The organism is Dysgonomonas hofstadii (genome assembly GCF_014196915.1).
Lineage (GTDB): Bacteria > Bacteroidota > Bacteroidia > Bacteroidales > Dysgonomonadaceae > Dysgonomonas > Dysgonomonas hofstadii.
This window is the reverse complement of the sequence record NZ_JACIEP010000015.1, coordinates 1-17,724: the sequence shown is the minus strand read 5'-3', so window position 1 is coordinate 17,724 and position 17,724 is coordinate 1. Positions and strand designations below refer to the sequence as shown.

19 protein-coding genes are annotated in these 17,724 nt (G+C 39.5%); 12 read left to right on the top strand and 7 right to left on the bottom strand.

Annotation, left to right across the window (positions count from 1 at the left end; all coding sequences use genetic code 11):
* Positions 1-77: 77 nt before the first annotated feature.
* The 4 genes from GGR21_RS16890 to GGR21_RS16875 form a co-directional block, all read right to left on the bottom strand.
* Entirely contained in the window at positions 78-812 is a 735-nt protein-coding gene (locus tag GGR21_RS16890; protein WP_183308417.1) for a lysophospholipid acyltransferase family protein, read from the bottom strand.
* Positions 813-979: 167 nt separating this feature from the next.
* Positions 980-1,645: a DUF4252 domain-containing protein gene (locus tag GGR21_RS16885; RefSeq protein ID WP_183308416.1), complete on the bottom strand. Its 666-nt coding sequence runs from the start codon at positions 1,643-1,645 to the stop codon at positions 980-982.
* A 144-nt stretch (positions 1,646-1,789) separates the two neighbouring features.
* Positions 1,790-2,707 (bottom strand): tRNA (adenosine(37)-N6)-dimethylallyltransferase MiaA, encoded by a 918-nt coding sequence (gene miaA, locus GGR21_RS16880; RefSeq protein WP_183308415.1) that lies wholly within the window; start codon positions 2,705-2,707, stop codon positions 1,790-1,792.
* A 51-nt stretch (positions 2,708-2,758) separates the two neighbouring features.
* Entirely contained in the window at positions 2,759-3,253 is a 495-nt protein-coding gene (locus GGR21_RS16875) for a hypothetical protein (protein ID WP_183308414.1), read from the bottom strand.
* A 442-nt stretch (positions 3,254-3,695) separates the two neighbouring features.
* Here GGR21_RS16875 and rsfS point away from each other — a divergent pair, with 442 nt between their 5' ends.
* The 3 genes from rsfS (at position 3,696) to GGR21_RS16860 (ending at position 7,140) form a co-directional block, all read left to right on the top strand.
* The gene (gene rsfS / locus GGR21_RS16870; protein WP_183308413.1) at positions 3,696-4,052 is read left to right on the top strand and encodes a ribosome silencing factor; all 357 of its coding nucleotides are present in this window, start codon (positions 3,696-3,698) and stop codon (positions 4,050-4,052) included.
* 65 nt (positions 4,053-4,117) lie between these two features.
* Entirely contained in the window at positions 4,118-6,151 is a 2,034-nt protein-coding gene (gene ftsH, locus GGR21_RS16865) for an ATP-dependent zinc metalloprotease FtsH (protein WP_183308412.1), read from the top strand.
* A 125-nt stretch (positions 6,152-6,276) separates the two neighbouring features.
* Positions 6,277-7,140 (top strand): phosphatidate cytidylyltransferase, encoded by an 864-nt coding sequence (locus tag GGR21_RS16860; RefSeq protein WP_183308411.1) that lies wholly within the window; start codon positions 6,277-6,279, stop codon positions 7,138-7,140.
* Here the strand turns inward: GGR21_RS16860 and GGR21_RS16855 are convergent.
* A complete protein-coding gene (locus GGR21_RS16855; RefSeq protein WP_183308410.1) occupies positions 7,134-8,105 on the bottom strand; it encodes a polyprenyl synthetase family protein in 972 nt (323 codons plus the stop codon). The two genes, GGR21_RS16860 and GGR21_RS16855, sit on opposite strands and share 7 nt — an antisense overlap.
* 148 nt (positions 8,106-8,253) lie before the next feature.
* On the opposite strand from GGR21_RS16855, the gene GGR21_RS16850 reads away from it, so the two are divergent.
* The 6 genes from GGR21_RS16850 to trxA all read left to right on the top strand — a co-directional run bounded on the left by GGR21_RS16850 (position 8,254) and on the right by trxA (position 13,130).
* Positions 8,254-9,261: a hypothetical protein gene (locus tag GGR21_RS16850; protein WP_183308409.1), complete on the top strand. Its 1,008-nt coding sequence runs from the start codon at positions 8,254-8,256 to the stop codon at positions 9,259-9,261.
* Between the two features lie 147 nt (positions 9,262-9,408).
* Positions 9,409-9,768 carry a MarR family winged helix-turn-helix transcriptional regulator gene (locus GGR21_RS16845; RefSeq protein ID WP_183308408.1) on the top strand — a complete coding sequence of 120 codons (360 nt, stop codon included), beginning with the start codon at positions 9,409-9,411 and terminating at the stop codon, positions 9,766-9,768.
* A gap of 48 nt (positions 9,769-9,816) precedes the next feature.
* Positions 9,817-12,258, top strand: a complete 2,442-nt coding sequence (locus GGR21_RS16840) for an FAD-dependent oxidoreductase (protein WP_183308407.1) — start codon at positions 9,817-9,819, stop codon at positions 12,256-12,258.
* 20 nt (positions 12,259-12,278) lie between these two features.
* Positions 12,279-12,491 carry a DUF6132 family protein gene (locus GGR21_RS16835; RefSeq protein WP_183308406.1) on the top strand — a complete coding sequence of 71 codons (213 nt, stop codon included), beginning with the start codon at positions 12,279-12,281 and terminating at the stop codon, positions 12,489-12,491.
* Position 12,492: 1 nt separating this feature from the next.
* Positions 12,493-12,642 carry a hypothetical protein gene (locus GGR21_RS16830; RefSeq protein ID WP_183308405.1) on the top strand — a complete coding sequence of 50 codons (150 nt, stop codon included), beginning with the start codon at positions 12,493-12,495 and terminating at the stop codon, positions 12,640-12,642.
* Between the two features lie 8 nt (positions 12,643-12,650).
* Positions 12,651-13,130 (top strand): thioredoxin, encoded by a 480-nt coding sequence (gene trxA / locus GGR21_RS16825; protein ID WP_183308404.1) that lies wholly within the window; start codon positions 12,651-12,653, stop codon positions 13,128-13,130.
* A 233-nt stretch (positions 13,131-13,363) separates the two neighbouring features.
* Here trxA and GGR21_RS16820 read toward each other — a convergent pair whose 3' ends face one another.
* Positions 13,364-13,777 carry a hypothetical protein gene (locus GGR21_RS16820; protein WP_183308403.1) on the bottom strand — a complete coding sequence of 138 codons (414 nt, stop codon included), beginning with the start codon at positions 13,775-13,777 and terminating at the stop codon, positions 13,364-13,366.
* A gap of 244 nt (positions 13,778-14,021) precedes the next feature.
* Here GGR21_RS16820 and fsa point away from each other — a divergent pair, with 244 nt between their 5' ends.
* Positions 14,022-14,678 carry a fructose-6-phosphate aldolase gene (gene fsa, locus GGR21_RS16815; protein WP_183308402.1) on the top strand — a complete coding sequence of 219 codons (657 nt, stop codon included), beginning with the start codon at positions 14,022-14,024 and terminating at the stop codon, positions 14,676-14,678.
* A 43-nt stretch (positions 14,679-14,721) separates the two neighbouring features.
* Here the strand turns inward: fsa and GGR21_RS16810 are convergent, their stop codons facing one another.
* The gene (locus GGR21_RS16810) at positions 14,722-15,603 is read right to left on the bottom strand and encodes a methyltransferase domain-containing protein (RefSeq protein WP_183308401.1); all 882 of its coding nucleotides are present in this window, start codon (positions 15,601-15,603) and stop codon (positions 14,722-14,724) included.
* A gap of 128 nt (positions 15,604-15,731) precedes the next feature.
* Between GGR21_RS16810 and GGR21_RS16805 the strand changes: the two genes are divergently transcribed.
* Positions 15,732-16,058 (top strand): cupin domain-containing protein, encoded by a 327-nt coding sequence (locus GGR21_RS16805; RefSeq protein WP_183308400.1) that lies wholly within the window; start codon positions 15,732-15,734, stop codon positions 16,056-16,058.
* Positions 16,059-16,267: 209 nt separating this feature from the next.
* Positions 16,268-17,587 (top strand): signal recognition particle protein, encoded by a 1,320-nt coding sequence (ffh, locus tag GGR21_RS16800; protein WP_183308399.1) that lies wholly within the window; start codon positions 16,268-16,270, stop codon positions 17,585-17,587.
* Positions 17,588-17,724: the final 137 nt, after the last annotated feature.

Here is a 17,724-nt window from a genome sequence, read left to right as displayed (position 1 = left end):
AGGTCTGCGACCTTAAAACCACAAAAGTAGTAAAATTTGGTATTGTATTAAGTTCTAACGCCCATTATTAGGCTTTATTATTTATATTTATCCCAAAGGCCCGAGTAAACGATCTCATGACATTTGTTCATCAGTTCCGAAAGATTTGCACTGGCTACTTCATCAGCAGGTATAGGATCATGGATCACCAGTTCCATCTTTTGACCGAGATTGATAAGATAAGTCTTTATCTTCATCACATCGTAAGGGCCGTTTACGGTAATAGGTACAATGGGTAACCCCATCTGCCTGGCTATAACGAAAGCACCTTTTTTAAAGCTGTCCATTTTCCCCGTTTTCGTTCTCGATCCTTCGGGGAAGATTGTAACGGAAGCTCCGTCCACTAGTTCAGATTTTGCCTTGTCGATCGAGGCGATCATCGATTTCAGGCTCGACTGGTCGACGAAGATATGCCCGGCTATCTCGGAAGCCTTTCCTACAAAAGGAATTTTGCGCAGTTCTTGTTTTTGCATCCACTTGATATCCTGTCCCAGATAACCATAGATAAGGAATATATCGAATGCCCCCTGATGATTGGCGATGAAAACATAAGATTGTTTCGGATCGATAGTTCCTTTTTTTACTACCTTGATCCTGCTCAATGCTAATCTGCAACCCACCTTTGACCAATAGCGTGGTGGATTATATCTCCAAAAATTATTTTTGCTCAAAAGGCGGCCAACCATAACTGTCACAGCAGTAGCAATAGTCGCGAGAACAAAAATGGGAGCGAAGATAAGCAGCTCGTACAAAAACAGAAAAACCTTCTTCATAATCACGATATTCGATTCAACATACAAAAATACATTTTTAATTGGAAAATGGTTTTGTGAATTATGGTAAATAAAAAAACTGCTTCTTTTTAGGGGAGCAGTTACTATGTTTTATATTGGGAATATTTATTTGCCTTCGTTTATTATCTTATCCACTTTAATTCTATCTATTTTTCATTACAATCTTTAGGAGGGGCCAGAACTGAACCATCGAATGAACCTTTCATCCACACCAGGTCGATTGTCGATTCGTCAGTTTCGTCTATCATAATGATCTCGGAGAAAGACTCTTCTCCCTTATTCTTCATTATCATCGACCTTTCGCTATCTTCATTTGTTGATATAAGCACTTCATAGGAAGACTTCATTTTATCTATTTCGTTCCAGAATTCGCTTTTTGCGTTCTCGTTATAATTGTTTAACTCTAAGTGGGTTATGGATTTTGCTTTTTCGAGGATAGGCATTTTCATCCCGATAAAAACAAACTCATTCACTTCGGGAATATCAGAAAGGGTAACTTTGGCCGCTTCGGTTTTCACTTTATCAAAATCCACGCTGTAGCTGTTGTTATTATTCGCTTTGCGTGTAAAAACTTTATCGAACCAGAAGCTATTAAGAGTATCTTTCAATTGCATTTCCGCTTTTGCTTCATAAAAGGAAGGGGCGATTTTCGAAAAAACAAATTTCGCATATTTCCACTCATTTTCATTCAGAGCTTCTACTTTAGAATATTCACGATTGGAAAAAGAAGCAATCACATCTTCAACACTCTGCGAGAAAACGTTAATCATAGAAATGGTCAACAGCAACACTACCAATGATATTTTTTTCATAATATAAATTGTTTATTAATGTTTAAAGGGCATATTCAAAATAAAGACGTGCAACGGTAAGAATTTGTTACACTACTATGTGAAAATGTTTTTCCTGCTGTCCGATATCCCCATTACCCGAGAATAGAGGCAAGTAGTCTATACTTACCCTTTTATTAAAGCCATTGCCTGCCCCACTTTTTCCTCCATAGGTAAAGTAGCATCTATCCAATGAATATGTACGCCACGTTTCTCCATGCCGCGGAACCATGTCATTTGCCGTTTGGCAAACTGGTGAATGGCTATTTCGAGCTGAGAGAACATTTCTTCATAGCTTAACTGCTTCAGCAGATAAAGGGTGACATATTTATATTCCAATCCATAATAGATAAGGTCTTCGGGTGATATGCCTTTATCCAGAATGTTTTGCACTTCTTCTATCATTCCTTCCTCGAGGCGGGCTTTCAGTCGTTTTGTGATTTTTTGGCGGCGCAGTTCACGGTCAATATCCACTCCGATAACAAGGCTGTTGATAGGTGGAAATTCGTTCTGCTCCAGCGGATGTTCTTTCTTGTATTCTTCTATCTCGATGGCACGAATGGCTCGCTGTGCTGTGTCCACATCGGTCGTATTGTGCAGGGCTTTGTATCCTGCCAGTATTTTGGTCAGTTCTTCTAATGTATGGTTTTCGTATTTCTTCCTTAGTTCTTTGTTCTCAGGTACATTCACCAGTGAATACCCTCTCAGTACCGATTCGATATATAATCCCGATCCACCGCATAAAACCGGAGTTATGCCCCGTTGCTTTATGCCGGTGAAAACTTGATGAAAATCATGCTGATATTCAAATATATTATACTTGTCGCCCGCTTCACGGATATCTATCAGGTGATAAGGGATTGCTTTTCCATTTACAAGATAGTCGCCGAGGTCTTTTCCTGTGCCTATATCCATCGAACGGTAAACCTGGCGGGAATCGCCACTGATAATCTCTGCATTCAATTTATATGCAAGGTGACAGGCGAAGTCTGTTTTGCCTGATGCCGTGGGGCCTAGTATGGTAATGAGTTCATAATTGTTCATAAATACAAAAGTAGGAAGTTATAATCAATAATTATTGATCTGGATTTTATTTCATCCGTTTTCAATACCCCGATTTTTCACTATATCTATCATTATTCCGATAAAAATAAATGATAAACTGCTTATCGGAAATGTTCTTATTGCTTCCATTATCAATTGCCCGTCGGACCTGAAGTCGAGTTGAATACCCCAATACAGATAAAACACTAAAGGATGAACAATAAAATAAAACAATAGCATTATCAGAACAATTTTTATTTTAGACATGTAAATTATCTTTTTCCCCCACACCCGGCCTATCCTGATGCCCGTTTTCCTCACTCTCACCAATACAATTATGAGAGTAGTTGCAAACATTATTATCAGGAATAATATGGTTAATTTTCCTACATTACTATATGGATCGTTATTAACGAGCCCTTGTGCAACGGCTTCCAACAAGCTTCCCGGAAGTATGGAAAAAACAGGAACCACAAGGGTAAGAGTGAGCAACAAAGAGCCTGCTGTAAAACATGCTCCTATCTTAGTTCCAAGATAATTAACCATAAATATAAAAATTAATCCCAAAAATGCTAAATAATTTAGCAAATATTTATATATTTGTAATATGAGAAAGAAAAATAAAAAATATATTGAAGAATATAGACTCAGGGATGTATGGGTTGCTATATCCGCTGCTTATCTTATTATTCTGATAATATATTTTGTGCTTCTGTCTTTCTGAGTCAATCATTCTGATTGCTATTTTTTTTAGCTAATATTGTCATTGATACCGGTCGTTGTAAGGGACCGTTCATTTGCTCCCTGCAATCCTTGTCCAGGGCGTTGCATCCGGCTGTACTGATCAAAGAAATCGTGATTATCGTATTTGTTTTCTTTCATTTTTCAATATAATTCTTTGTTCTTACGCCATATAAAAAGCGATTGTTCGAAAATTCACCTTATATTTGTAGGTTCAAATATACACATACACTTTTTAAAAGTACGAATGAAAGAAGGAAAAAGCTTAGTAAACAACATTGTGGCAGCTTGCCAGGATAAAAAGGCAAAGAATATTGTAATTGTCGACATGAGTGGACTTATTGGCACTATCTGCCAATATTTTGTCATCTGCGAAGGAAACACTCCAACACAAGTGTCGGCTATATCGGAAGAAATAGTAGATTCCTTGAAGAAAAAGAAAGAACGTCCCCTTACTGTAGACGGTTTGCGGGAAAGCCGTTGGGTAGGAATAGATTATGGTACGGTTATTGTTCATGTATTTTTACCGGAATTGCGTGAATTCTACAATATCGAAAACTTGTGGGCAGACGCGGAACTGGAAAGTATACCTGATATAGACTGACAACAATTTAGAATAATAGGTTGTTATACAGGTTCGGAATAAAACAATCACGTATTTGAAAATATATGGACAATTATAACAAAGGACAAGAGAACAAGCCGAAATCACCTGTCACGAAAGGGCCTAAAATGCCATTTAACCTTTACTGGGTTTACCTTATCGTATTTGCTGCGGTTGTAGGGATATGGATGTTTCAGGACAGGACGGCAAGTGTGCAGAAGGAAGTCGCCTGGTCTGAATTTGAAAGCTATTTAAAGGATAATAGTGTAAATAAAATAGTTGTAGACAATAAAGGGCTTACATTGAAGGCTTTTATCCGCAAAGATTCTATCGAGCGTGTCTACAAAGATATGGCTGACAAAGTTGGTACAAACCCTTCTATTGTAGTAAAAATGCCGTCGGTAGATAAATTCTCGGACCTGTACAATAGTGTTACCAAAGAGAACGGGTATAATATAGAACTATCCTACGAACCAAATACAACCAGTGGCTGGGATATTTTGCTCAGCTTTCTTCCCATCCTGCTTATATTCGGACTATTCATCTACATGATGCGCCGTATGTCAGGCGGTGGCGGCGGCGGCGGTGGTGGCGTGTTCAGCGTTGGTAAATCCAAAGCTCAGCTATATGACAAAGGATCAGACCTGAGAGTTACGTTTAAAGACGTTGCAGGGCTATCCGAAGCAAAGGAAGAAATAGAAGAGATCGTAGAATTCCTGAAAAATCCTTCACGCTACACTGAGATTGGAGGAAAAATCCCGAAGGGGGCCCTGCTGGTTGGCCCTCCGGGAACAGGTAAAACCTTGCTGGCAAAGGCCGTTGCAGGAGAAGCAAATGTACCGTTTTTCTCTTTGTCGGGTTCCGACTTTGTGGAAATGTTTGTCGGGGTGGGAGCTTCTCGTGTGAGAGACCTGTTTAAGCAAGCAAAGGAAAAATCACCTTGTATTATCTTTATTGACGAAATTGATGCCATTGGCCGTGCCCGTGGGCGTAACCTGAATATGGGATCGAATGATGAGCGTGAGAATACATTGAACCAGTTGTTGACCGAAATGGACGGTTTTGGAACAAACAGTGGTATCATCATACTAGCAGCGACCAATCGTGCCGATATTCTGGATAAAGCCCTGCTTCGCGCAGGACGTTTCGATCGTCAGATCACAGTCGATCTGCCTGACCTGAACGACAGGAAGGAAATATTCAAGGTGCATCTTCGTCCGGTGAAAATAGACGATACAGTAGATGTGGAGTTCCTTGCCCGCCAGACTCCGGGTTTCTCCGGGGCAGACATAGCTAATGTATGTAACGAAGCTGCTCTGATTGCAGCCCGTAAAGGCAAAAAAGTCGTACAGAAAGAAGATTTCACCAATGCTGTTGACCGTATTATAGGTGGACTGGAAAAGAAAAACAAGGTTACTACGCTTGAAGAGCGTAAGACCATCGCTATACACGAAGCCGGACATGCTACATTAAGCTGGTTCCTGCAATATGCCAATCCGCTGGTTAAGGTGACTATCGTACCCCGTGGTAAAGCGCTGGGTGCTGCCTGGTACCTGCCCGAGGAACGGCAGATAACCACCAAAGAGCAAATGCTGGACGAAATGTGTGCCCTGCTTGGCGGACGTGCTGCCGAGGAGGTGTTCATCGGGCATATATCGTCGGGTGCTGCGAACGATCTCGAACGTGTGACAAAAATGGCGTATGCCATGATTTCTTATCTGGGTATGAGCGAGAAGATGCCAAATCTGAGCTACTATGACTCATCGGGTGAGGCTTATGGCTTTACAAAACCATATAGCGATGAAACCGCCCTGCTGATCGACAAAGAAGTACAGGCAATGATTACCGAACAATATGAACGGGCAAAACGGTTGCTGAAAGAACATAAAGATGGTCATGAGAAGCTGGCAAATCTGTTGATCACGGAAGAGGTGATTTTTGCAGATGACTTGAAAAAAGTATTCGGTGAGCGTCAATGGACATCACGTTCCGAAGAAATCCTGAAAGAAACAGAAGAGCTTCCCGAAGATGTGGAAATAGAAACGCTCAAAAAAGAAGATGCTCCGGGTATAATAGCTCAGGATGATCAATCGGAATAATAATATAAGAATTTATATATCAGACGAAAGGAATATCAGATTATGGTATTCCTTTTTTTCATATCATTATCGATAATCTTATAATATTTATTACTTTTGCCCGTATAACTAAAAACCCGATAACTTTGAAATTACCTAATATCGTTGTACGTATTTTGGCCGGGGCAGTGTTCGTAGGTCTGTTGCTGGGCGGAATTCTCATAAATGAATACACTTTCCTCCTCATTTTTTCTGTAATTACTGCTTTGTGTCTGTATGAATTTTATGGATTGATAGAGAAGGATGCGAAAGTTGAGGTTCCCAAATACTTAAATATTGTAGGGGGATTATTGTTGTTTGGCGGAGCTTTCATGTATTCCAGTGCGGGGAATTGCTTGTATATTGAGGGGTTATCACCTAATTTAATTCCATATGCCTTTTATCTGCTGATACTTTTCATAAATGAATTGTACCAAAAGCGGACTAATCCTTTGCAATCTCTGGCATATTCTATTCTGGGACAGGTGTATATTGCGCTACCATTCGCCTTGCTTACAGGTCTGGCATTTCCCGATAGTTGGGAAACCAACTATAAATATATCTTTGTACTGGCGATATTTGTGTTCATCTGGGTAAACGATTCGTTTGCCTATCTTACAGGAATGACCTTTGGGAAGCATCGCTTGTTTGAGCGCATATCTCCTAAAAAGTCATGGGAAGGTTTTATTGGAGGGGCTGTTGTTTCTATCGCTTCTTCACTGATATTTGCACATTTCTATTCTGATCTGTCCATCCCGGCCTGGATGGGATTTGCAGCTGTAACAGTTGCATTCGGTACATGGGGCGATTTGTTCGAATCATTGATCAAACGTACATTAGGTGTAAAAGATTCAGGGAATATGATACCCGGGCATGGAGGTATACTCGATCGCTTCGATAGCACGATATTGGCTATCCCTGCGGTATTGGTATATTTGCTATTGTTAAACTTTATCGGTTCGTTTCAGTAAGCCCTTTCCACAATATAATTTACTGTGGCCTCAAGAGCTTTACGAACTTCTGTATTGGGTACTTCCAAGATTATGGCCTCAGCCTCTACTCTTATTTCTTCTATCTTTTTATATGCATATTCGATGCCCCCATGCTCTTTAGCATAGTTAATTAACTTCTGAATATTCTCGTCAGTATAGTTATACGAATTAATAATTGCAAGAAGTTCTTTTCGCTCATTTTCCGGTGCATTGCGGATAGCATATAGTAACGGCAAAGTCACCTTTCCCTCGCGAATATCATTGCCTGTAGGTTTCCCAATGGCATTCGTAAAATAATCGAAGATATCATCTCGAAGCTGGAAGCAAAGTCCGAGTAACTCGCCCAGTCTGGTAAATTTATCAACTATTTCCGCCGGAGCATTCACCGACATCGCTCCTATCCGCATGCAAACCGACATCAGCGAAGCGGTCTTTTTCTTTATCACCTGGAAGTATTCGTCTTCATCCAGGATCAGTTCTTTGACGAGTGATAACTGGTTGAGTTCACCTTCCGCCAGATCGCGTCCAAGATCAGATATATGCGATATGATCTCTATATTACCGGTCAATACGCTTTTGATGAGTGCTGTCGATAAAAAATAATCTCCTGCGAGCACAGCCATCTTATTGTCATAGATGGCATTGATTGAAGCCAGTCCCCGTCTGATCTTAGACTCGTCCACGACATCGTCATGGATCAAAGAGGCTGTATGCAACAATTCTATGGTAACAGCTGCATTATAAGTCGTATTGTTTATTTCACCACATGCTTTGGCGGCAAGCAACAATAAGATGGGACGGATGCGTTTTCCGTCCGATTTCATGATGTAGTCTATGATTTCCTGTATTCTTACATTGTCGCAGAAAACGGATTCTTTATAAAAAGAGTTGAATTTATTCAACTCTTTTTCGACCGGTTTAGCTATCAAAAGCTTCTTGTCCATATCTCTGTTTTGTTGAAATGCAAATTTAAGAATATTTCGGTGTTTCGCACTATTATATTTGTATATTTGAGTGTGCATAAGTAAAGTATAATAGTTTTATTGTATTTTTTAACATAGATATTAATTCATATACCAAAGTCTCTTTGTTATGAAAAAAAGGCTGATCGTTTTACCGGTATTTATTTTCTTCTCTATAGTATTGTGGGGGCAGAAGAAAAGCGATTTCAGTATTCTTATTCCTGATATCACAATAGAGGGCAGTAAATATAATGATCTCGTATACATAGAATCGCGTCCCGAACCTCAGGATATGGGGATAGTGTATGTAGACATGTGGAACGGTATGCAAAGGGTAACTTTAGACAATCCGCTTGATGAGCAATTAAGACGGCTGGTAAATCTTGTGACATCCGGTAATGAAAGTAAAGCAATTGCTGTGCAGATGAGGGCTTTATATTTCGACCTTGGTGTAAATAAACTACGGGGGAAAGGTATTTCCCGTTTGCGTATGTCATTATATAAAGTGGATAATGATAAATACTATTTTCTCAATACAATAGATACATTGCTGGTAGATGAGCAAAAGAAGATAAGGCCGGAGACAAGCAATGTGATTACTTCTTTCATCATTGAAAATCTGCCGTCCGATGTTTCTGACGAGGAAGAGGCATTAGATATGCAACAGGTGGTGGATATAGACATGTATGAAAAAAACAGCATCCCTTTCTATATGGAGAGTAATCTGCCCGATGGAATTTATTATAAATATCAGTCATTGAAAAACCTCACTCCTGATGAGATTTCGCCTGTAAATATCACCAAGCAGGATGATGACAAAATAAAAGAAGCGAAAGTTGCCGATCCGGAAAACTCGGGGAAGGAGAAAAAACTGAAACCGGAAGAAGTATATGCTTTTATTCTCGGTGGAGAACCTTATATCGGTTTCGAAGGCGATTTTTATAAAGCGTCTTACAACGAAGGATTCTGGAGTTTTAAGATAACACGTAAAGTTGCCGGAAGCGGTTTCTCCCTGGGTATAGGCGTGGGTGGTGGTAATCGTAGTGTCGGAGGGGGAGTAGGCATAGGCATTCCAATCGGCGGTAAGAAGGAGACCATAGATATCTTTATCGATCATCTGAACGGGGACTTCTATTAGAAGACCTTTGTATTGTTATGATTCAAGCCTGTTTGCGATAATGTCATACGGGCTTTTTTCCTTTTTTAGAAATCTTAATACCAAATAATTTTGCCGTTTCAATAAAAATTATTTCCTTTGTAAATATTTTCTAATAGCAAATAAATTATGGAACCGATCTGTAAATTAAAAGATATATATAAAGCACTCTACAATTTCGAAAAAGAATTTGCAGAGAAAAATGGCATCACCATTAATGAAGGTATGCTGCTCTGTTGCCTGAAAGACGGTAATCCGAAATCTGCGAATGAATTGTGTGACTTTGTCGGACTTTCCAATTCGCGTGTATCAAGAGTGATAACCACAGTCGAGAACAAAGGTTATATTACCCGTTCGATGGGTAAGGAAGATAAGCGTCAGATGATTTTCACACTGACCGAATCCGGAAGGCAAAAAATCAATGAAATGCAGTCTCAGGAGATGAATTTTTCGGAACTGGCTCAACATGTTTCCGATCTGATAAACTAAAAAATTTATGCAATTAATTGCTAATAACAAATATTTATAATATAAATCATGGAAATTTTAATAATAGGAGGAGTAGCCGGAGGGGCTACGGCGGCGGCAAGGCTCAGGCGTATGGACGAGAAAGCGCAGATCGTGTTATTTGAGAGGGGAGAATATGTGTCTTATGCCAATTGTGGACTTCCGTATTACATAGGTGGGACGATAAATGAAAGAGACAGATTGTTTGTGCAGACGGTGGATGGGTTTGTAGACCGCTTCAATATTGATATCCGGGTAAGATCAGAGGTAACATCTATTGACATACAAACAAAGATGATAACTATACACAATCTCTCAACAGATGAAACATATACTGAGAGTTTTGACAAACTGATCGTTTCCACGGGAGCAGAACCTATCAAGCCTCCATTAAAGGGTATTGAAGACAAACGGATCTTTTCATTACGTAATGTGCCCGATACAGATGCGATAAAAGCTTATTTAGATCAGGACAAACCGAAATCAGCAGTCGTTATCGGTGGTGGTTTCATTGGGCTCGAAATGGTGGAGAATTTGCACGAAGCAGGACTGAAAGTATCTTTAGTGGAAAAAAGTAATCAGGTGATGGCACCTATCGATTATGCGATGGCAACAATGGTGCACCAGCAGTTGAGACAAAAAGGTGTACAACTATATCTCGAAGAGGGAGTAACAGGTTTCGAACCCGGAGAGGACAATGTAAAAGTTTTGTTGGAGAATAGTCCGGCTATCGATGCTGATATGGTAATACTGAGTATTGGCGTTCGCCCCGAAGTAAAACTGGCGAAAGAAGCAGGGCTCGATCTTGGTTCTTCCGGTGGGATCAAGGTAAACGACTATATGCAGACCTCTCATCCTGATATTTATGCATTGGGAGATGCCACCGAAGTTTTCAATCCGGTTATTGGTAAACATGCTCTTATTCCATTGGCAGGCCCTGCGAATAAGCAAGCCCGTATAGTTGCGGACAATATTCGCGAAGGCAATATACATAAATACACAGGCTCGATAGGCACATCTATAGCCAAAGTATTCGATCTTACGGTGGCAGCCACAGGTGCATCATCCAAATTGCTGAGCAGGGAAGGCATAGCACATATCGAGTCTTATACACATGGCAGTTCGCATGCAGGATATTATCCGGGAGCATTGCCTTTGTCTATCAAGATAAATTTTGCTCCCGAAGACGGGAAACTATTTGGAGCACAGGTTGTGGGTTTTGACGGAGTAGATAAACGTATCGATCTGTTTGCGCAGGTAATTAAAAAAGGAGGAACAATCTACGATTTACAGGAAATAGAGCATGCTTATGCTCCACCCTATTCCTCGGCAAAAGATCCTGTAAATATCGCCGGATTTGTGGCCGATAATATACTGAAAGAGAAAGTCAATGTGATCCAGTGGCATGAATTCGATAAGCAGGACAGAGCCTCGGTTATTGTAATAGATACCCGTACCGAAGAAGAATATTCATTCGGGCATATTGACGGGGCTATAAATATTCCAGTGGATGATCTGCGCAGCCGTTTGGATGAAATACCAAAAGATAAAAAGCTGGTTGTTTATTGTGCGGTAGGATTAAGGGGATATTTGGCATCCCGTATTTTGATGCAACATGGCTATACACAAGTATATAATCTCTCTGGTGGTTACAAAACATACTCCAGTGTGTCAGAAGAGGAGGGGATGCCGAAGACAATTAAGAAAGAAGAGAATACTCCAATTAAAGCAGATTATACAAAAGATATGAAAACAATACAGATAGATGCTTGCGGGTTGCAATGCCCGGGTCCGATCATGCAATTGAAAAAGAATTACGACCGGATAACCGAGGGCGAACGCCTGGAAATAAAAGTAACAGATCAGGCATTCGGAGAAGACCTCAATGGCTGGGCACGTATGATCGGTGCTAAAGTTGTTGGTATGGAAAATTCGGGAGGAGTGATCACTGCCACAGTAGAAAAACAGGTAAAAGATGTTCAGGAAAAATCCCCTTCTAACGGAGATAATAAAACGCTGATTGTGTTCAGTGACGATCTCGACAGGGCTTTGGCCTCGTTTGTCATTGCCAATGGTGCGGCGGCAGCGGGTAAAAAGGTGAGTATCTTCTTCACGTTCTGGGGGCTGAATGTAATCAAAAAAACAAAGAAGCCATCAGTGAAAAAGGATTTTATGGGTAAGATGTTCGGCTTTATGCTTCCATCGAGCAGTAAAAAGCTCAGCCTTTCCAAAATGAATATGGGAGGAATGGGTAGCAAAATGATGCGTATGATAATGAAGGATAAGAATATCGACAGCCTCGAAACTCTTATGCAACAAGCAAAAGACAACGGAGTGGAATTTATCGCCTGCTCCATGTCGATGGACGTAATGGGTATAAAAAAAGAGGAGCTGATGGATGGTATCACAATTGGCGGAGTAGCCGCTTATCTCGACAGGGCGGAGAATGCCAATGTGAATTTATTCATATAAAATATTAAACAATAAGACGTATGGAGAAATTAATAAGTATATTTAGGCGAAATTGGACATATCTGGCCGGAGCGGTTGGCGGAGCTATCACCGGATATCTGTACTGGTATTTCATTGGATGCGAATCGGGAACATGCCCGATTACAGCTTCACCGACCAATAGTATGATATGGGGTGCTGTTCTGGGTGGCTTGTTGTTCAGTTTGTTTAAGAAAGAAACGAAGGATAAATGAAATGATAAAAAGATACACTTTGCCGGTTTACATAAAAGGCATGGTATTTGCAATAATATTAATGAGCTTCACCACTTCTTGTTGTGTCACCGGTTACTGTCAGGTGGCTCAGGATATACCACAACAGGATGAAAAAGTGAAAGAAAAATAATTTAAAGAATGAAGAAAATTTTATTAATGGCACTGGTTGCCGCTTTTGGATTAACTACCTGCAATGCGCAGGTAAAGACCGATCAGCAACCTGAACCTACAAAAAAGGAAACTAAAATGAAAAAAACAATACAATTAACAAAAGTTGATTTCTTAACAAAAATCGCTAACTACGAAGCAAATCCTAAAGAATTCAAGTATCTGGGTGATAAACCTGCATTGATAGATTTTTATGCCGACTGGTGTGGACCATGTAAAGCCATCGCTCCTGTATTGGAAGAACTTGCCGCAGAATATGAAGGACAAATATATATTTACAAAATAGATACTGAAGCCGAACAGGAACTGGCTGCTTTATTCGGTATCAGAAGTATTCCCAGCCTGTTGTTTATTCCTATGGGAGACGAACAACCGCAAATGGCACAGGGTGCATTGCCTAAGCCGAACCTGAAAGAAGCGATTGATAAAGTCCTTTTGAAGAAAGACTAAGATACTGAATATAGACTTCCAAGGGGATGCCGTAATTGTGGCATCCCTTTTGTTTTTTAATCAGGGAAATAAATTGAAAAGTCTTACCTCTAGTATTGTTAATTTTCGCTCGACAAAAATTGAAACTACATCGCCAGATCTCTACGAAGAACTTCTATTTTACGATGCCGAATTTATATTTGCATTTCCTTGGGAAGAGGATCTCGTATATGTCTTTTATCTCTTTTTCCATATCACCATTCTACATCGTCAGTATACTCTTTATCTCTATATTCAATGAAGTCCCTTATTTTTTCTTTTTCCAAAGTATCAATTTTAAAAGTCCATATTGCAGACTTTTCACACCAGGGATCGATAAGTATATTTATCTTGTTTGTATTCGTTTGTCTTATATCAAATGCTGAATGTAAATCAACATCATCAATATATTTTATACCTTCCTTATTCCATAAGATCAAAGTATCTGTTCCTCCTACTATACAAAATGAATTATCAGAGCTAATAATTCCACATGATGGGTCACCATAAACACTACCTATATATTGGGTATTATTAGTCTGTTTATTTTTCAGATAAACCTTTTCATATACATATCCTAAAATTAGTCTATCTGTTTCATATAAAACTTTGTAACTATAATCTTCCATCGCTTTATAAATTAAAAAATGAAGTAAAATTCATAACTGTATTTTTGATTCTATTCTTTAATGATACAAAATAATACATAAGATGCGCAATGTTTTTGCGCATTCGGCAATATTTCTAATTTTTTATTCAGGATAAAAATCAATAAGTACAGATGGACAGATGAGACCAAACAATCTCCTATTTATTATTGTTTTAATCACAATATATGCCGATCTTTAAAAGACCATTTAAAACCAATACATTATGAAATTTTTTATCGATACAGCTAACTTAGACCAGATCAGGGAAGCAAACGATCTGGGAGTTCTTGACGGGGTAACGACCAATCCTTCCCTGATGGCGAAAGAAGGAATCAAGGGTGTGGCAAACCAACGTAAGCATTATCTGGATATTTGCAACATTGTGGATGGCGATGTAAGCGCCGAAGTGATAGCGACCGATTACGAAGGTATGATAAAAGAAGGTGAAGAGCTTGCAGCCCTGCACAAGAATATAGTAGTAAAAGTACCATGTATCGAAGACGGAATAAAGGCAATAAAATATTTTAGCCAAAAGGGAATCCGTACCAACTGTACGTTAATTTTTTCTGTTGGTCAGGCATTGCTTGCCGCAAAGGCGGGAGCCACTTACGTTTCGCCGTTCGTAGGCCGGCTCGATGATATATCAAGTGATGGGATCGAACTGGTGAGTAAGATTGTCGATATGTATGCCACTTACGATATGGACACACAGGTGCTTGCAGCCTCAATTCGCAGTACACAACATATTATACAATGTATAGAAGTCGGTGCCGATGTGGCTACCTGCCCGCTTCCGGCTATTAAAGGATTGTTGAAACATCCGCTTACCGATAGTGGATTGGCTACATTCCTTGCCGATTATAAGAAAGTGAACGGATAAAAACAAAATATGAGAGCCTTGAAATATATTCAAGGCTTTTCTTTTAAAGTAATCTTTTAATGACAGTTGATTTATAGCTCCGGTTATCTATTGGTTTTTGTTTTATCTTATAGATGCCAGTATCCAAAAACTGTTCAATAAAAGACAGATCGGGAGCATAATGAAATGAGCCATTTACCTTTAAAGATCGAATTACTTCCATATATTTTTTTGCATAATATACGTAATTGCCATCTTTCCGTAAGTGATGGTGTACAAAGTGATTGGAGAATCCCAGATTACTTATGATAGTACCCCATCTGTTCACCCCATAGTCAAATTCAAGCCAATCGGTATTTTGTATATATAATGAGTCTGAGGGAAAACGGTCTATCCCAAAAGCCTCAATTCCTTTTCTTCGGAAATAATTCACCAGATTTCCCTTTTGCCCACAACCTATATCCAGAACAGGCTCGACTATTTTACTCATATCGATTTGTAAAATGTCGAGCTGTAACCTGGGCGTGTATTCAAAACAGACTGTAGGTTCTATATTTTCTGCACTGTTTGAATACATTTTGGCTGCAAACAGATTGGTTTTTAATAACCATTGTTTCAGATTGGAGAAATGGATTTCTGCGAGTTGATCTGCCGGAGTCTGTTTGTTTGCGAGATCATTAATGAGATTTGCGTAAATAGACTTTAATTCGATTTTTGAATTATCATTAAACTGATAATACTGGTTTATACGGTAAAATTCATCAAGGACTTTGTTCGCAGCATAATCTGTCAACGATTCCTGAAGATATTTGTCTATGTATTTGATCTTATGAACCGATCGTAGCATTTCATCTGAAAAATTAAAATGGCTTTTCCATTTACATAATAGATTGATGCCGGCATTTTTGTTTATCTGATTGTCAATTACCGCTTTCAGATTATTCATAAAGAAGAGAAAATGATTATAAGGGTCGAAGATAATGAAAATATATATAATTGTTTTGACGGTATGTAACAATCATCTGTTTTAATTTGTTATCTTCATTATAGTATTAATATAAAAACTAATAGTAAATGAATAATATCTTTGAAAAAGGGAAAGTTTTAAAAATGGCCGAACTTATAGATTATTCTGCCGGAGGTGTGGTAAGTAAACAGGTCTTGAAAAGTGAAGCGGGAAATATAACGCTATTCTCTTTTGATAAAGGACAGGGGCTGACTGAGCATACCGCTCCATTCGATGCAATGGTAGAAGTTCTTGATGGTGAAGTAGAAATCAAGATAGGAGGACAACCTTTCCGTTTGAAGGAAGGTGAAACCATCATTATGCCGGCAAATATTCCCCATGCTTTGTTTGCTGTGGAAAGATTCAAAATGTTGCTGACAATGATCAAGGGCTGATCATCTGTAAATCCGGAAATCTTACTTATACTTTTACACAAGGGAGTTTTCACTTTATACCAAAAGTTTATATCTTTGTGCTCCCATATAAGGTCTCAGACCTATTTATTGTCCATCCAAGTATAACTCTGATGGTAGTTATGACTTTCAAATGCGACATTAAATATTAATGTTTACTTGTTACTGATAATAAATAACAACAATATATTATGTTTGAAAGCTTAAGTTCAAGACTGGAACGATCGTTTAAGATACTAAAAGGTGAAGGCAAGATCACCGAAATAAATGTAGCGGAAACGCTTAAAGATGTGCGCCGTGCCTTACTCGATGCCGACGTAAACTATAAAACCGCAAAACAATTTACCGAAACCGTTAAGGAAAAGGCTATGGGGCAGGATGTGCTTACCGCTGTGAAGCCTCAACAGTTAATGGTAAAAATCGTACACGACGAGCTAGCCGCCCTGATGGGAGGTACGGCTACTGATATTAACCTGAAGGGCTCGCCTGCGATCATATTGATGTCGGGGCTTCAGGGATCTGGTAAGACCACTTTCTCGGGTAAGCTTGCCAAAATGCTGAAATCAAAGAGAGGTAAAAATCCGTTGCTTGTTGCCGGAGACGTGTATCGTCCAGCTGCTGTCGAACAATTGAAAATACTGGGACAACAAATCGAAGTTCCTGTATATTTTGAAGAGGGCAGCAAAAATCCTGTACAGATTGCCGAAAATGCGATCAAACAGGCTAAGCAGAACGGCAACGACCTTGTTATTATAGATACCGCCGGGCGTCTGGCTATCGATGAAGAGATGATGAAAGAGATCACAGCTATAAAGAACGCTGTGAAACCTGATGAGATCTTATTCGTAGTCGATTCCATGACAGGTCAGGATGCGGTAAATACCGCTAAGGAATTTAATGACCGACTCGATTTCAACGGAGTTGTCTTAACAAAACTCGATGGTGATACCCGTGGTGGTGCTGCGCTTTCTATCCGTTCGGTAGTCGACAAGCCGATCAAGTTTGTGGGTACAGGCGAAAAAATGGATGCGCTGGATGTATTCCACCCTGAGCGTATGGCCGACCGTATACTGGGGATGGGTGATATCGTTTCACTCGTTGAGCGTGCACAGGAGCAGTATGATGAAGAAGAAGCCCGTCGCCTGCAAAAGAAGATCGCCAAGAATCAGTTTGACTTCAACGATTTTATCGGACAGATACAACAGATCAAGAAAATGGGTAACCTGAAAGACCTGGCTTCTATGATTCCCGGGGTAGGTAAGGCTATCAAGGATCTGGATATCGACGATGATGCATTCAAAAGTATTGAAGCTATCATTTATTCGATGACTCCGAAAGAAAGGACAAGTCCGGAAATTCTTAACGGAAGCCGCCGACAACGTATTGCAACTGGTAGTGGAACATCGATTCAGGAGGTAAACAAACTCATCAAACAGTTTGACCAGACCCGTAAGATGATGAAAGCGATGACTCAGATGAAAGGCGGTAAAATGCCAAATATGAGAAGATAGAAGATTTACGATATACTATTGATAAACCCTGCTGACATAATATGAAATAGTTTCGATCTGATCTGACAGTTAAAGGGCAAACAATTAAGTTTGTATTGCTAGATAAAACCAAAAGTTTAACCCTTTAAAATGTCAGA

Coding starts and splice junctions, on each gene's coding strand:
- GGR21_RS16890 (WP_183308417.1), bottom strand. CDS start 812: ATGAAGAAGGTTTTTCTGTTTTTGTACGAGCTGCTTATCTTCGCTCCC.
- GGR21_RS16885 (WP_183308416.1), bottom strand. CDS start 1,645: ATGAAAAAAATATCATTGGTAGTGTTGCTGTTGACCATTTCTATGATT.
- miaA (WP_183308415.1), bottom strand. CDS start 2,707: ATGAACAATTATGAACTCATTACCATACTAGGCCCCACGGCATCAGGC.
- GGR21_RS16875 (WP_183308414.1), bottom strand. CDS start 3,253: ATGGTTAATTATCTTGGAACTAAGATAGGAGCATGTTTTACAGCAGGC.
- rsfS (WP_183308413.1), top strand. CDS start 3,696: ATGAAAGAAGGAAAAAGCTTAGTAAACAACATTGTGGCAGCTTGCCAG.
- ftsH (WP_183308412.1), top strand. CDS start 4,118: ATGGACAATTATAACAAAGGACAAGAGAACAAGCCGAAATCACCTGTC.
- GGR21_RS16855 (WP_183308410.1), bottom strand. CDS start 8,105: ATGGACAAGAAGCTTTTGATAGCTAAACCGGTCGAAAAAGAGTTGAAT.
- GGR21_RS16850 (WP_183308409.1), top strand. CDS start 8,254: ATGAAAAAAAGGCTGATCGTTTTACCGGTATTTATTTTCTTCTCTATA.
- GGR21_RS16845 (WP_183308408.1), top strand. CDS start 9,409: ATGGAACCGATCTGTAAATTAAAAGATATATATAAAGCACTCTACAAT.
- GGR21_RS16840 (WP_183308407.1), top strand. CDS start 9,817: ATGGAAATTTTAATAATAGGAGGAGTAGCCGGAGGGGCTACGGCGGCG.
- GGR21_RS16835 (WP_183308406.1), top strand. CDS start 12,279: ATGGAGAAATTAATAAGTATATTTAGGCGAAATTGGACATATCTGGCC.
- GGR21_RS16830 (WP_183308405.1), top strand. CDS start 12,493: ATGATAAAAAGATACACTTTGCCGGTTTACATAAAAGGCATGGTATTT.
- trxA (WP_183308404.1), top strand. CDS start 12,651: ATGAAGAAAATTTTATTAATGGCACTGGTTGCCGCTTTTGGATTAACT.
- GGR21_RS16820 (WP_183308403.1), bottom strand. CDS start 13,777: ATGGAAGATTATAGTTACAAAGTTTTATATGAAACAGATAGACTAATT.
- fsa (WP_183308402.1), top strand. CDS start 14,022: ATGAAATTTTTTATCGATACAGCTAACTTAGACCAGATCAGGGAAGCA.
- GGR21_RS16810 (WP_183308401.1), bottom strand. CDS start 15,603: ATGAATAATCTGAAAGCGGTAATTGACAATCAGATAAACAAAAATGCC.
- GGR21_RS16805 (WP_183308400.1), top strand. CDS start 15,732: ATGAATAATATCTTTGAAAAAGGGAAAGTTTTAAAAATGGCCGAACTT.
- ffh (WP_183308399.1), top strand. CDS start 16,268: ATGTTTGAAAGCTTAAGTTCAAGACTGGAACGATCGTTTAAGATACTA.